Source organism: Micromonospora sp. NPDC005707, from assembly GCF_040631005.1.
Lineage (GTDB): Bacteria > Actinomycetota > Actinomycetes > Mycobacteriales > Micromonosporaceae > Micromonospora.
In genome coordinates this window covers 18,156-31,340 of sequence record NZ_JBEXYR010000003.1, presented here as the reverse complement: position 1 = coordinate 31,340, position 13,185 = coordinate 18,156, and the positions used below count along the sequence as shown (strand labels likewise).

Genomic DNA, 13,185 nt, shown 5'->3' with positions numbered 1-13,185 from the left:
TAGCGTCTGCGACGAGACAACTTCACATCCGACAGGGGAGCGCACAGCGCTGAGAGTGCGGGCCGGTGCCCGCAGACCCTCGAACCTGATCTGGGTAATGCCAGCGCAGGGAGTTCGGTCGACCTCCAGCCGCGCCGCCGTCCGGTGACCACCGGGCGCGGCGTGCGTCTTCTCCTGGTTCGCCTCACAGAACTGGGAGCAACCATGGACAGCACCAACCGGTGGCGCACCATCGACATCGTCGTGGCCTCCGTGCTCGCGGTGGCGTTCGGCATCATCTTCTGGGCCTGGGGCCTGCTCTGGAACGGGCCGGCCGACGCCGTTCCGCTGCCCGGTCGCGCCGTCCTGTACGGCGTCTGGCTGGTGCCGGCCGTGCTGGGCGCCCTCGTCGTCCGGAAGCCGGGCGCGGCGCTCTTCACCCTCACCCTGGCCGCGCTGGTCTCTGTGGCGCTGGGCACGAGCTGGGGCTGGACGATCGTCGTGCAGGGCCCGCTGGAGGCGGCCGCCGCCGAGCTGGCTTTCGCGCTCTTCGCGTACCGCAGCTACCGGCTGCCCGTGGCGCTGCTCGCCGCGACGCTGGCCGGCCTCGCGGCGGCGATCTACGACGTCTTCGTCTGGTACCCGGGCACCGCGTGGGGCAGCTTCCGCCTGCCCTACATCCTGCTGACCGCCGCCAGCTCGCTGGTGGTGGCCGGACTGGGCAGCGTCGCCCTCACCCGGGCCCTGGCCAACACGGGTGTCCTCGACCGCTTCCCCGCCGGCCGCGAACGCGCCGCCGTCTGACCGCCCCCGCCGACCGTGTTGATCAAGGAGTTTGCGTCGGCCGAGGCGGTTTTCCAGACGCGAACTCCTTGATCAACCAAGCTGGGGCCGGGAGGGCCGGAGGGAGGTGGCGCGGTGGGAGCCGTGAGCCTGCGGGGGTTCGGGTGGCGGCACGCCGGGCGGAAGGGCTGGGCCGTGCGCGGGGTGGACCTGCGCGTCGAGGTTGGCGAGCGGGTGTTGCTGCTCGGGGCTTCCGGGGCCGGTAAGAGCACGCTGCTGGCGGCGCTGGCCGGGTTGCTGCCGGAGGACTCCGGCGAGCAGGAGGGCACCGTCGAGATCGACGGGCTCGACCCGCGCAAGGCCCGGGAACGCGTCGGCGTCGTCTTCCAGGACCCGGAGAGCCAACTGGTGATGGCCCGCTGCGGCGACGACGTGGCGTTCGGGTTGGAGAACCGGGGAGTGCCCGCCGACGAGATCTGGCCCCGGGTGGACGAGGCGCTGCGCCGGGTCGGCTTCCCCTACCACCGGGACCGGCCCACGGCCGCGCTGTCCGGCGGCGAACAGCAGCGGCTCGCCCTGGCCGGGGCACTCGCCCTGCGGCCGGGACTGCTGTTGCTCGACGAGCCCACCGCCAATCTCGACCCGGCCGGCGCCACCCTCGTCCGGCAGGCCGTCGCGGACGCCGTCGACGCCGACACCACACTGATCCTGGTCGAGCACCGGGTCGCCGAGGCGCTGCCGCTGGTCGACCGGGTGGTCGTGCTGGAGCCCGGCGGCGGCGTGCGGGCCGACGGGCGCCCCGACGCGGTCTTCGCCGCGCACGGCGACGCGCTGGCCGACGCCGGGGTCTGGGTGCCCGGCCACACCGTGCCGCCCCGGCACGCCAGCACGCCGCCCGGCGAGGTGTTGCTCACCGCCGACCGGCTCGGCCTGCCTCCCCGGCTGGCCCCCACCGACCTTCGGGTACGCGCCGGCGAAGCGCTCGCCGTCCTCGGCCCCAACGGCGCCGGCAAGTCCACCCTGGCCCTGCTGCTCGGCGGGCTGCTCCGCCCCGGCACCGGTACGGTCACGGCCACCCCGGCCCTGGCCGGCCGGGACGCGGGAACTCCCCCGCACCGCTGGCGGGCGCCCGCCCTGGCCCGGCGGATCGGCTCGGTCTTCCAGGACCCGGAGCACCAGTTCGTCACCGGCACCGTCCGGGACGAGCTGGCCCTCGGACCCCGCCGCACCGGCCAGCCCGAGCCCGCCGTGACGGCGACGGTGGACGCCCTGCTGGCGCGGCTGCGCCTGGACCGGCTGGCCGGGGCCAACCCGTACACCCTCTCCGGCGGCGAGGCCCGGCGGCTGAGCGTGGCGACCGCCCTGGCCACCGCGCCCCGCCTGCTGATCTGCGACGAGCCCACCTTCGGCCAGGACCGGCGGACCTGGCGGGAACTCATCGACCTCTTCGCCGAGCTGCGCGACGCCGGCCACGGCGTCGTCGCGGTCACCCACGATCCCGACTTCGTGGCCGCACTCGCAGACCGGACCGTCACCCTGGAGCGTCGATGAAGGCCGCCGCACCCCGGACCCGGCCAGACCGGACCCTCACCCTGGAGCGCCGATGAAGGCCGCCGCACCCCGGACCCGGCCACACCGCACCGTCACCCTGGAGCGCCGGACGTCCGGAGGCCGGCCGTGATCGGCGTCGAACCCGTCGCGGCGGCGGGCGCGCCGCTGGCCCGGCGCAACCCGGTGGCGAAGCTGGCCGCCGCGTTGCTCTTCTCGGTCGTCCTGATCGCCACCCTGGACCCGGTCGCCCCGGCGATCGCCATCGCGGTCGAGTTGGCCGTGCTGCCGCTGTTCGGCATCCGCTACCGGGTGCTGGCCCGGCGGGCCTGGCCGCTGCTGGCCGGCGCCGGCGGCATCCTGGTCACCCTTGTGCTCTTCGCCGCCGACCGGTCCGGCCCGGTGCTGCTCGCGGTTGGTCCGCTGCTGGTCACCCAGGGAGTGCTGGTCACCGCGCTGGGCCTGGTGCTGCGCATGCTCGCGGTGGCGCTGCCGGGGATCATCGTGTTCGCCACCACCGACGCGACCGACCTGGCCGACGCGCTGATCCAGAACGCGAAGGCGCCCGCCCGGTTCGCCATCGGGGCGCTGGCCGCGTTCCGGCTGGTGCCGCTGCTGGAGGACGAGTGGCGGATGATCAGCATGGCGCGCCGGGCCCGGGGCGTGGACGCCGGCCGCAACCCGGTGGCCAAGCTGCGGCTGTTCGGGTCGACGGCGTTCGCGCTGCTGGTCGGGGCGATCCGGCGGGGCACCCGGCTGGCCGTCGCCATGGACGCCCGGGGCTTCGACGCAGGCACCCCGCGTACGGTCGCCCGGCGGCAGCGCTTCACCCGGGCCGACACCCTGCTGGTCGTCGCCGCCGGGGCGCTCGGCGCGGCGGCGCTGACGGTCAGCGTGCTGCTGGGCACCTTCCGCCCGCTGATCGGCTGAGCCCCGCTACCGCCGCGGCTGGGCCACCCCGCTCCGGTACGCCAGCACCACCGCCTGCACCCGGTCCCGCACCCCGAGCTTGGCGAAGATGCGGTTCACGTGCGTCTTCACGGTCGCCTCGCCGACGAAGAGCCGGTCGGCGATCTCCCGGTTGGACAGGCCGAGGGCCATCATCCGCAGCACCTCGGTCTCGCGCGCGGTCAGGTCGGCGAGGCTCGGGTGGGCGACCACCGACGCGGTCGCGGTGTAGTGGTCGATCAGACGGCGGGTGATCGACGGGGAGAGCAGGGCGTCGCCCCGGGCCGCGGTCCGCACCGCCTCGGCCAGCTCGCGGGGCGGAGTGGTCTTGAGCATGAACCCGGAGGCGCCGGCGCGCAGCGCCCGGTAGACGTACTCGTCGAGGTCGAAGGTGGTCAGCATGATGATCCGGATGTCGCTCCGCGCCGCCAGGATCCGCTCGGTGGCGGCGATCCCGTCCACCGGTGCCATGTGGATGTCCATGAGCACCACGTCGGGAGCGAAGCGGGTCGCCAACTGCACGGCCTCCTCGCCGTCGGCCGCGTCGGCGACCACCTCGAGGTCCGGCTGGGCGGTGAGGATCATGCGGAGCCCGCCCCGCACCAGCGCCTCGTCGTCGGCGATGAGGACCCGGGTCATCCGGTGGTCCCCGCCGTGGCCAGTGCGCCGGCCGACGCTTCGGCGTCGAAGGGCAGCGTGACGCGTACCTCGAAGCCGCCCCGCGGGCGGGGACCGGCGTTCACGGTGCCGCCGAACAGCTCCACCCGCTCCCGGATGCCGGTCAGGCCGTGCCCGGTGCCGGCGTTCCGCCGGGCCGGGCCGGCACCGTCGTCCGCGACGTGCAACTGGAGGGCGTCGCCCGCCACCTCGATCGACACGGCGACGGTCGCGCCCGGCGCGTGCCGGGCGGCGTTGGTCAGCGCCTCCTGAAGGATCCGGTAACCACTGACGTCCGCGGCGGCCGGGATCGCGTCGAGGTCACCCGTGACGGTCACGTCGATCCGCCCGCCGGCCAGGGTCACCCCGGCGGTCAGCGCGTCGAGCCGCTGCAACGACGGCAGTCCGTCCGGGGCCGCCTCCGCGCCGCGGAGGATCACCAGCAGCCGGCGCAGCTCGGTGACCACCTCGCGCCCGACCTCCTGCACCGCGTCGAGGGACGCGCGGGCCTGACCCGCGTCCGAGTCGAGCACCGCCTGCGCCGCGGCGGCCTGCAGCACCATCACCGAGACCCCGTGCGACACGATGTCGTGCAGTTCGCGCGCCACCCGCAGCCGTTCGTCCGTCCGGGCGGCGGCCTCGCGCTCGGCGGCCAGCGCCACCAGCCGGGCCGCCTGCGCCCGCCGCATCCGCACGGCGTATCCGGGGCCGAGCACGGCGAGCCCCACGAACAGGATGAAGACCCAGTCGGAGTCGCCGGCCATGGCGTTCTCGATGCCGAGCGGGAGGAGATAGCCGGCCGCGGCGACCGGGACCGCGGCCCGGCCACCCACCGCGACACAGGCGAAGGTGGCCGCCACCAGCGCCAGGAGCGGCACGACCGGCCACTCCGGCAGGACCGGCGTGAAGCTCTGCGCGGTGAAACAGGCCCCGGCGACGACGGCGGCCGTCCGGGGGTACGCCGTGCAGCCGGCCACCGCGAGGCCGTAACCGACCAGCAGCACGGTGAGGACGGCGAGCCAGCCGGTGGAGAGCGCGGCGAGGTCCGGCCCCTCCCCCTCGACGTAGCCGGCCAGCGGGACGTACAGCTCGGCCAGGCCGAACGCGAACAGCGCGGCCCCGGCGAGCGAGGTGGCCGCACCGCGCCACCGGGCCCGGACGTCGAGGGCAGACATGCCGGAAGGGTAGCCACGGCGGGCGGCTCTCCGCGTCCACCCACGGGTGTAGCGACGGCCGCCGACACTCCACCCGGGGCTCAACTTCCGCGCCGACGACCCGGGCCGGGTGTGGCTCCTAGCGTCCCTCCCACGACTTCGAGAGGAGACACTGATGGACGACAGCACTGGCGGGCGGACCGGCCGGCGGCTCACCGCGGGCGCCCTGCTCGGCGGCGGCGTGGTGTACGGCGTCGCGAACGCCTTCTACTGGGTGATGTTCCCGGACGACGTGGCCGACACCGCCGGGAACGTGGCGGTGGCCGCCGGAAACCTGGGCGCGTGGCGGGTGGAGACCGTGCTGTTCGCGCTGGCCCACCTGCTGCTGCTGCCCGCGACGCTCGGGCTGGCCGCCACGCTGCACCCGCGCAAGCCGGTGGCCGCCATGATCGGCGGGGCCACGGCGCTGCTCGGGCTCTACTTCTCGACCGTCCACCTGTGGCAGTACAACGCCTTCTTCGGGGCCCTGGCCGGCGGCGGTGTGGACGCCGACGCCGCCCGCCCGGTGACGACCGCGATCGACGGGGATCCGTTCGTGATGGCCTCGTTCGCGGTGTGGCTGCTCGGCTGGCTGGTCGGCCTCCTCGTGCTGGCCTTCGGCGCCTGGCGGGCCCGCCTCGTGGCCCTCTGGGTGCCGCTGCTGCTCACCGCCGGGCAGTTGCTGGACCTGGTCGGCTCGGGCGTCCCGGTCAAGCTGGCGGTGAGTGCGCTCATGGTGGCCGGCTTCGTGGGCCTGGCTCTCGGCGTGGCGCGACGGCGCAGTGTCGAGGCGCCGGCCGGGACGGCGACCCCGGCGACCGCCGCCGCCTGAGGGGCGAACGCGGGCGCGAGGGCACCGCCCGCGGCTTCGGGTGCAGTTGTCGTCGCCGCGGCGGCGACAACTGCACCCGACACGGCCTCAGCTGCGCCGGAAGGCGTAGAACCGGGTCTGACCGGCGCGCTGGCTGCGCCCCCCGAGCCGGGCGTCGCGACCGGCCGGCGGGCCGGCCTTCGGCGGCGGCGGCGTGTCGGCACGGCCGGGCAGGGTCACCGGCGCGACGGGCGCCACGGTGAGCGCGTCGAGATCCGGCGGGGTGAGGTCCACCGGGGACGGCGCGGGCTTCTGGAGCTTCTTCGGACTGCGCTTGGCGGGCATACGCTGCCTCCTGACTGTCGGGCACCCGTGGGCACGGCGAGCGGGGAACACCCGGGCGGTCCGACGAGGCATGCGACGCCGCCACCCGACGGTGGCGCGGAGAATGCGGGACGCCCGGGGCGCACGATCCACGGCGGTACGCACGGTGGACCGGGCCTTCGAGAGGTGGGCGTCAGTTACGCATGAGAGCACGCTAACCCACCCCCGGGCCGCCCGCAGCCGAATTACGGGCACGACCGGCGAGGACCGACCGCGACCATGCCCTCACCCGCCGTCGACGTCCCGGCCCGGCCCCGCACCGACCGCGATACGGTCGCAGCACGGGCACCGGAGACGAGGGGTGGCGGTACGCATGGCACAGCAGGCGACGGCGCAGATCGGGGTCACCGGTCTGGCGGTGATGGGCCGCAACCTGGCCCGGAACCTGGCCCGCAACGGTTTCACCGTGGCGGTGCACAACCGCTCGCCGGAGCGCACCCGCAGCCTGGTGGCCGAGCACGGCGACGAGGGCACGTTCGTGCCCTCGGAGTCGATGGCCGACTTCGTCGCCTCGCTGGAGCGCCCCCGCGCCGTGATCGTCATGGTGAAGGCGGGCGCCCCCACCGACACGGTGATCGACGAGCTGGTCCCGCTGCTGGAGGAGGGGGACATCGTCGTCGACTGCGGCAACGCGCACTTCGCCGACACCCGCCGCCGGGAGGAGGCGCTGCGCGGGCACGGGCTGCACTTCGTCGGCACCGGCGTCTCCGGCGGCGAGGAGGGCGCGCTGCGCGGGCCGAGCATCATGCCGGGCGGCTCGGCCGAGTCCTACCGGAAGCTCGGCCCGATCTTCGAGCGCATCGCCGCGCAGGTGGACGGCGTCCCGTGCTGCCGGCACATCGGACCGGACGGCGCCGGCCACTTCGTGAAGATGGTCCACAACGGCATCGAGTACGCGGACATGCAGCTCATCGCCGAGGCGTACGACCTGCTGCGGGCCGGCCTGTCGGCGAGCCCGGCGGAGATCGCGGAGATCTTCCGCGAGTGGAACGGCGGCGAGCTGGAGTCCTTCCTCATCGAGATCACCGCCGAGGTGCTCGGGCACGGCGACGCGGCCACCGGCCGGCCCTTCGTGGACGTGGTGCTCGACCAGGCCGAGCAGAAGGGCACCGGCCGGTGGACCGTGCAGAGCGCGCTGGACCTCGGCATCCCGATCACCGGCATCGCCGAGGCCACGTTCGCCCGGTCGCTCTCGGGGCACGCCGACCAGCGTGCCGCCGCCCGCCGCGCGTTCCCCGACGCGGGCGAGAAGTGGCAGGTGGACGACCGGGACACGTTCGTCGAGGACGTCCGGCGGGCGCTGCTGGCCAGCAAGATCGTCGCGTACGCGCAGGGCTTCGACCACATCCGTGCCGGCAGCCGGGAGTACGACTGGGACATCGACCTGGGCGGCACCGCCACCATCTGGCGGGGCGGCTGCATCATCCGGGCCCGTTTCCTGGACCGGATCCGGGAGGCGTACGACACGGAGCGGGACCTGCCGACGCTGCTGGTCGCCCCCTGGTTCGCCGACCGGGTCGGCGCCGGGGTCCCGGCCTGGCGGCGGGTGGTGGCCGACGCGGCCCGGGCGGGCGTGCCCACCCCGGCCTTCTCGTCGTCGCTGGCCTACTTCGACGCGTTGCGGGCCGAGCGGCTGCCGGCCGCGCTGATCCAGGGGCTGCGGGACAACTTCGGCGCGCACACCTATCACCGGGTGGACCGGGAGGGGTCGTTCCACACCCTGTGGGCGGGCGACCGCTCGGAGGTGGCGGGCTGATCGCGCTCAGGCGAGCCCGGCGTGCATCTCCCAGACGAGGATCTCCGCCGGCTCGGCGGCGGTCACCCGCTGGCCCCCGGCCATGGTGATCCGGGCCGCGTCGCCCTCGTCGAGCCGCCCGGCCGCCTCCAGGGTCACGCCGCCGCTGGGCACGTAGAGGTGCAGGAAGGGCGCATCGGGCAGGTTCACCGAGTCGCCGGGAGCGAGCCGGGCGGCGTGCAGGGTGGCGTACCGGTTGCGGATCCGGATGGCGGAGGCGCCGTCGTACCGGTCCATCCCGGAGGCGACCGGCACGAGGCCGCCCCGCAGCAGCTCGTCGCCGATCTCCAACTGCTCGTAGCCAGGGTCGATCCCCTCCTCGTCGGGGAGCACCCACATCTGCACGAAGTGGACCGGGTCCTGGTGCGGGGCGGTGTTCTCCAGCCGCCACGAGTCGTTCTTCTCCGAGTGCAGGATGCCGGTGCCGGCGCTCATCCGCTGGGCCAGGCCCGGGTAGATGACGCCGGAGTGGCCCGTGGAGTCCTGGTGCACGAGGGAACCCCGCAGCACCCAGGTCACGATCTCCATGTCCTGGTGCGGGTGGGTCTCGAACCCGGTGCCCGGGTGCACCACGTCGTCGTTGTTGACCAGCAGCAGCCCGTGGTGGGTGTTGGCCGGGTCGTAGTGCCGGGAGAACGAGAAGGAGTGCTTGGAGTCGAGCCAGGACAACCGGGTGGCGAACCGGTCGGCGGCCCGGCGTACGTCCACGGCCGGGGCGGGTGCGACAGCGGTCACCAGGCACGCTGCCCGGTTTCGGTGGGCGCCCAGGTCAGCGCCGGCTCGCCGGTGGCCAGCTCGCCGATCTCCCCGGCGCGGACGGCGGGGGCGTGGCCGAGTTCGTCGCAGTGCTGCTCGGCGATCTCCGCGCAGATCTCGGCGACCTGTTCGCAGATCGGGCTGCCCAGGTCCGCCGCGTTCAACGCCATGATCATTTTGAACCGGAGATCGTGCATCCTCCACCCCCGTGGCGGGCGCGTCCCGGCGGCGCGCCCTCGCGCCGATCGTACGCGCGGGCGCCCCGCTCCCAGCCGGAAAGCCGGATGCGGGGCGCCCGCGACACGGGCCGCCGCAACACCGCGGCGGACCGTGGACGTCACCAGAACCGACGGCGCTTGGCCTTCTGCGGCCGCAGCATGTCGGCGCCCTTGGTGAGCAGTCGGCTCACCCCGGTCGGGCCGCGACGGGCCTCCAGGGAGTGGCTGAGCCGGCGCGCGCCGGCCGCCGCCAGCGGCACGGCGACCGCCATGACCGCCCACTGGGCAATCCGCTTCTGAATCATGTGGGTTCACCTCCGCAATCTGCCTGCTGTCCGGATTGATACCCAGCAGGTGGCGTCGGTAAGCGCGACCTCAGGTGGTGGGGGCCACCGGATTGGGCAGCGCGCCGCCGAAGCGGCGGTCCCGCTGGGCGTAGAGCTCGCAGGCGTACCAGAGGTGCCGGCGGTCGAAGTCCGGCCAGAGGGTGTCGAGGAACACCAGCTCCGCGTAGGCGGTCTGCCAGAGCAGGAAGTTGGAGGTGCGCTGCTCCCCGGACGGGCGGAGGAAGAGGTCAACCTCGGGGACCTCCGGGTGGTAGAGGTATTTCGCGATGGTCTTCTCGGTGACCTTGCCCGGGTCGATCCGGCCGGCGGCCGCGTCGCGGGCGATCGCGGCGGCCGCGTCGGCGATCTCCGCCTGACCGCCGTAGTTGACGCAGAACTGGAGGGTCAGCGTCGAGTTGCCCCGGGACATCTCCTCGGCGGTCTGCAGCTCGGAGATGACGCTCTTCCAGAGCCGCCCGGCCCGACCCGACCAGACCACCCGGACGCCCAGGTCGACGAGCTGGTCGCGGCGGCGCCGGATGACGTCCCGGTTGAAGCCCATGAGGAAGCGGACCTCGTCCGGCGAGCGCCGCCAGTTCTCGGTCGAGAAGGCGTACGCCGACAGGTAGGGGATGCCCAGCTCGATCGCGCCCTCGATGGTGTCGAACAGGCTGTGCTCGCCCTGCTCGTGACCCTTGGTCCGGGGCAGCCCACGCTCCTTGGCCCAGCGGCCGTTGCCGTCCATCACCACGGCGACGTGCTTCGGCAGGGCCTCGGCCGGCAGGGCCGGCGGGCGGGCGCCGGAGGGGTGCGGAGTCGGTGGCACCGGCTCGCGCCGGCCGGCCCTCATCGATCGGATCACTCGGTAATCTCCCTGTTCACACCAGCGACGGCGGGCCCGTCGCCGGTGCGCGGCGGGACCACACCCGGCCCCGCGCCGCCGGGCGGCGGGACCGCGCGGGACGCCGGGGCACCCCGGTCGACCAGCGGCAGCGAGCGTAGCGCGCGTTCCAGGTGCCACTGGAGGTGCGCCGCGACCAGGCCGCTGCACTCGCGGCGCACGCCGGTCTCGGTGGCGTCGGCGTACACCCAGTCGCCGGTGGTCAGCGCGGACATCAGCTCGATGGTGGCCGGCGCGGGATGGGCGGCGCCCGGGGGCCGGCAGTCCGGGCAGACCGCGCCCCCGGCCGGCACGGAGAACGCCCGGTGCCGCCCCGGTGTGCCGCACACCGCGCACGCGATCAGCGCCGGAGCCCAGCCCGCGAAGGCCATGCCGCGCAGCAGGTAGGCGTCGAGCACCAGGGTGGTGGCGTGCTCGCCGGTGGCCAGCGAGCGCAGCGCGCCGAGGGTGAGCTGGAACAGCCGCAGCGAGGGTTCCCGCTCGATCGGGGTGAGCCGCTCGGCGGTCTCGGCGATCGCGCTGGCCGCCGTGTAGCGGGGGTAGTCGCCGAGGAACCGCTTGCCGTAGAGGTCGATCCCCTCGGCCTGGCTGATGGTGTGCAGAGAGCTGCCGTGGTTGCCCTTGGGGTCGCCGGCGAGCTGGAGGTCGACGTGCCCGAACGGCTCCAGCCGGGCGCCGAACTTGCTGGTCGTGCGGCGGACGCCCCGGGCCACCGCGCGCAGCCGGCCGTGCCGGCGGGTGAGCAGGGTGATGATCCGGTCGGACTCCCCCAGCTTCTGCACGCGCAGCACCACCGCGTCGTCGCGGTAGAGCTGTCGGCGATATCCGGCCATCGGTCCATTCTCCCTCGGGGTGCGATCTCAGGGTCTCCTCGGGGTGGATCGGCGGTCGAACCCGGATGCGCCGCCCGCACGGTCGGCCGTAGCGTCCTGGCCATGGCTCTGCACCGGACCGCCGTGGCCGCCGCCGCGGCCGCCTCCCTGATCGTCCTCGCCGGGTGTGACACCCTGTCGTTCCGCCGCCTCGACTACGACCAGACCGAGCAGGTGAAGATCACCAAGATCACCCTGCCGGCAGGCGGTGCGGGTGACGTGACGATCCGGGCCACCGGTTCGGCCGACCAGGTGCGGATCAAGCGGATCGTCCGCTACGAGGGCGGGGAGCCGAACACCCGCTACGAGATCAAGGGCGACGAGCTGGTGCTGCCGAGCGACTGCGGCTCCCGGTGCACGGTCTCCTGGGAGGTGACCGCCCCGGAGGGGGTGACGGTGCGGGGTGAGACCAGCTCCGGGAACGTCTCGCTGCACCGGGTCGGCCCGGTGGACTTCACTCTGAAGTCCGGCGACATCAACGTGACCGAGGCCCGCGGCGAGGTCCGCGCCGCCACCACGTCGGGGAACATCGAGGTGGTCGACGCGACCGGCCCGGTCCGGCTGCGCGCCTCCTCCGGTGACATCAGCGCCCGCCGGCTCGCCGGCGGGGTGGACGCGGAGGCCACCTCGGGCAACCTCGTCGTCGAGCTGGACCAGCCGGCCGCGGCCCGGCTGCACGCGACCAGCGGCGACGTCGACCTGACCGTGCCCGAGGGCCGGTACCGGGTGCGGGCGGACGCGAAGTCCGGCGACACCGATCTCGCCGTGCCGAACGACCCGGGCGCGTCCCTGCTGCTCGACGTCTCCGCCACCAGCGGCAACGTGACGGTCAAGCAGCGCTGAGGGCGGTCGCCGGTCAGCCGGGGGCCCGTCCCGCCCGCTCCGGCGCCCGGCGCGGGCCCGGCACCCGGGCGCCCGCGGTCGCCAGTTCGGTGCCCGCGCCGGCGGGCGCCGGGCTGGCCGGTGCGGCCGCCGCCCGCTCGGCCACGGTCCGCCGGGGGCGGCCCGGCACCAGTTCCGGGGTACGCCGGGCAGCCCGGTCCTCGACCCAGCCGACCAGCAGGGTGACCACGCCGACCAGCGCGAACACCAGCGCCACCCGGATCGCCAGCCCGAGCAGGTCCTGGTGCGACCAGCCGACCACGTCGACCAGCGGGGTGAGCGCCACCACGAACGGCATGTGCCAGAGGTAGACGGTCAGCGCGCGCCGGTTCAGCACGGTGACCACCCGGCCCAGCACCGGCGTGCGGTCGACCCAGGCCGCCCCCGCGGGCGCCCGGCCGATCGCCACCAGGATGAACGCCGCCGACCACAGCGCATTGCCCAGGTGGATGTCGTTCAGGTCGTGGCCGCGCGGCCCCGGGTGGGTGAAGATCCAGCCCAGCCCGGCCGCGCTGAGGGCGAGCGCAAGCGGCACGAGCACCCGGTTGGCCGTGCGGCGCAGCAGGCCGTCGTGGTGGGCGAAGCCGAGCACCCAGGCCCCGAAGTACAGGCCGAACTCGCGCAGCACGGTCGGCGGGTCCGCCAGCACGCCGAACTCGATCGCCGCCAGCAGCGCGTACGGGGCCAGCAGGGTGGGCAGCGGGGCCCGGCGGAACAGCCACAGCGCCACCGGCGAGGCCAGCACGAACCAGAGGTAGTCCCGCAGGTACCAGATCGGGCTCAGCGCGAGGGCGCCCCAGTGGTTGGCCGGCGGGTCGCTGACCGGGAAGAGCCAGAGCAGCACCTTCGGGGTGAGCGGCAGCCCGGTGAGCAGCATGGCCGGCACGAAGACCGCGGCGAGCACCCAGAGCGACGGCAGCAGCCGGCGCAGTCGCCGCCCCACGGCCGGTACGCCGCTCCGGTCCAGCGACGCGGCCATCAGCGAGCCCGCGAGCGCGAACATCACCGACATGGCCGGGAAGACCAGGGTCAGCGTCGCCCATCCGGTGACGTGGTAGACGACGACTCGAATGATGGCCAGGGAGCGGAGCAGGTCGAGATATCGGTTTCGCATCAGCTCGCGGGGGCGTCG

15 protein-coding genes and 1 riboswitch are annotated in these 13,185 nt (G+C 74.5%); of the genes, 6 read left to right on the top strand and 9 right to left on the bottom strand.

Going from position 1 to position 13,185, the window contains the following annotated elements; all coding sequences use genetic code 11:
* Positions 1-23 precede the first annotated feature (23 nt).
* A riboswitch (TPP riboswitch) is annotated at positions 24-130 on the top strand.
* Positions 131-204: 74 nt separating this feature from the next.
* From ABZ452_RS05340 to ABZ452_RS05330, 3 genes are all read left to right on the top strand, one after another.
* A complete protein-coding gene (locus tag ABZ452_RS05340; protein WP_357939172.1) occupies positions 205-783 on the top strand; it encodes an ECF transporter S component in 579 nt (192 codons plus the stop codon).
* Positions 784-897: 114 nt separating this feature from the next.
* On the top strand, positions 898-2,313 hold the full coding sequence (locus tag ABZ452_RS05335) for an ABC transporter ATP-binding protein (protein ID WP_357939170.1): 1,416 nt from the start codon (positions 898-900) through the stop codon (positions 2,311-2,313).
* Between the two features lie 126 nt (positions 2,314-2,439).
* Positions 2,440-3,240 (top strand): energy-coupling factor transporter transmembrane component T, encoded by an 801-nt coding sequence (locus ABZ452_RS05330; protein ID WP_357939168.1) that lies wholly within the window; start codon positions 2,440-2,442, stop codon positions 3,238-3,240.
* Positions 3,241-3,246: 6 nt separating this feature from the next.
* On the opposite strand, the gene ABZ452_RS05325 is transcribed toward ABZ452_RS05330, so the two are convergent.
* Both ABZ452_RS05325 and ABZ452_RS05320 read right to left on the bottom strand, forming a co-directional pair.
* Positions 3,247-3,897: a response regulator transcription factor gene (locus tag ABZ452_RS05325; protein ID WP_357939166.1), complete on the bottom strand. Its 651-nt coding sequence runs from the start codon at positions 3,895-3,897 to the stop codon at positions 3,247-3,249.
* Positions 3,894-5,090 carry a sensor histidine kinase gene (locus tag ABZ452_RS05320; RefSeq protein ID WP_357939164.1) on the bottom strand — a complete coding sequence of 399 codons (1,197 nt, stop codon included), beginning with the start codon at positions 5,088-5,090 and terminating at the stop codon, positions 3,894-3,896. The genes ABZ452_RS05325 and ABZ452_RS05320 overlap by 4 nt, the downstream gene beginning before the upstream one ends.
* A gap of 154 nt (positions 5,091-5,244) precedes the next feature.
* Here ABZ452_RS05320 and ABZ452_RS05315 point away from each other — a divergent pair, with 154 nt between their 5' ends.
* Positions 5,245-5,940 carry a hypothetical protein gene (locus ABZ452_RS05315; protein WP_357939162.1) on the top strand — a complete coding sequence of 232 codons (696 nt, stop codon included), beginning with the start codon at positions 5,245-5,247 and terminating at the stop codon, positions 5,938-5,940.
* Between the two features lie 87 nt (positions 5,941-6,027).
* Here ABZ452_RS05315 and ABZ452_RS05310 read toward each other — a convergent pair whose 3' ends face one another.
* The gene (locus tag ABZ452_RS05310) at positions 6,028-6,264 is read right to left on the bottom strand and encodes a hypothetical protein (RefSeq protein WP_357939160.1); all 237 of its coding nucleotides are present in this window, start codon (positions 6,262-6,264) and stop codon (positions 6,028-6,030) included.
* A 352-nt stretch (positions 6,265-6,616) separates the two neighbouring features.
* Between ABZ452_RS05310 and gndA the strand changes: the two genes are divergently transcribed.
* A complete protein-coding gene (gene gndA, locus ABZ452_RS05305; RefSeq protein ID WP_357939158.1) occupies positions 6,617-8,059 on the top strand; it encodes an NADP-dependent phosphogluconate dehydrogenase in 1,443 nt (480 codons plus the stop codon).
* Positions 8,060-8,065: 6 nt separating this feature from the next.
* Here the strand turns inward: gndA and ABZ452_RS05300 are convergent, their stop codons facing one another.
* From ABZ452_RS05300 to recO, 5 genes are all read right to left on the bottom strand, one after another.
* Positions 8,066-8,833: a pirin family protein gene (locus ABZ452_RS05300; RefSeq protein ID WP_357939156.1), complete on the bottom strand. Its 768-nt coding sequence runs from the start codon at positions 8,831-8,833 to the stop codon at positions 8,066-8,068.
* On the bottom strand, positions 8,830-9,051 hold the full coding sequence (locus tag ABZ452_RS05295; RefSeq protein ID WP_357939154.1) for a thioredoxin reductase: 222 nt from the start codon (positions 9,049-9,051) through the stop codon (positions 8,830-8,832). The genes ABZ452_RS05300 and ABZ452_RS05295 overlap by 4 nt, the downstream gene beginning before the upstream one ends.
* A gap of 140 nt (positions 9,052-9,191) precedes the next feature.
* Positions 9,192-9,377: a hypothetical protein gene (locus tag ABZ452_RS05290; RefSeq protein ID WP_254337650.1), complete on the bottom strand. Its 186-nt coding sequence runs from the start codon at positions 9,375-9,377 to the stop codon at positions 9,192-9,194.
* Between the two features lie 70 nt (positions 9,378-9,447).
* Complete coding sequence (locus tag ABZ452_RS05285) at positions 9,448-10,248, bottom strand: isoprenyl transferase (RefSeq protein ID WP_357940024.1); 801 nt, start codon at positions 10,246-10,248, stop codon at positions 9,448-9,450.
* Positions 10,249-10,256: 8 nt separating this feature from the next.
* Positions 10,257-11,132, bottom strand: coding sequence for a DNA repair protein RecO (gene recO, locus ABZ452_RS05280; RefSeq protein ID WP_357939152.1), 876 nt, complete (start codon positions 11,130-11,132; stop codon positions 10,257-10,259).
* A 102-nt stretch (positions 11,133-11,234) separates the two neighbouring features.
* On the opposite strand from recO, the gene ABZ452_RS05275 reads away from it, so the two are divergent.
* Positions 11,235-12,014 (top strand): DUF4097 family beta strand repeat-containing protein, encoded by a 780-nt coding sequence (locus ABZ452_RS05275; protein ID WP_357939150.1) that lies wholly within the window; start codon positions 11,235-11,237, stop codon positions 12,012-12,014.
* Positions 12,015-12,027: 13 nt separating this feature from the next.
* Here the strand turns inward: ABZ452_RS05275 and ABZ452_RS05270 are convergent, their stop codons facing one another.
* Complete coding sequence (locus ABZ452_RS05270; RefSeq protein ID WP_357939147.1) at positions 12,028-13,167, bottom strand: acyltransferase; 1,140 nt, start codon at positions 13,165-13,167, stop codon at positions 12,028-12,030.
* Between the last annotated feature and the right edge of the window lie 18 nt (positions 13,168-13,185).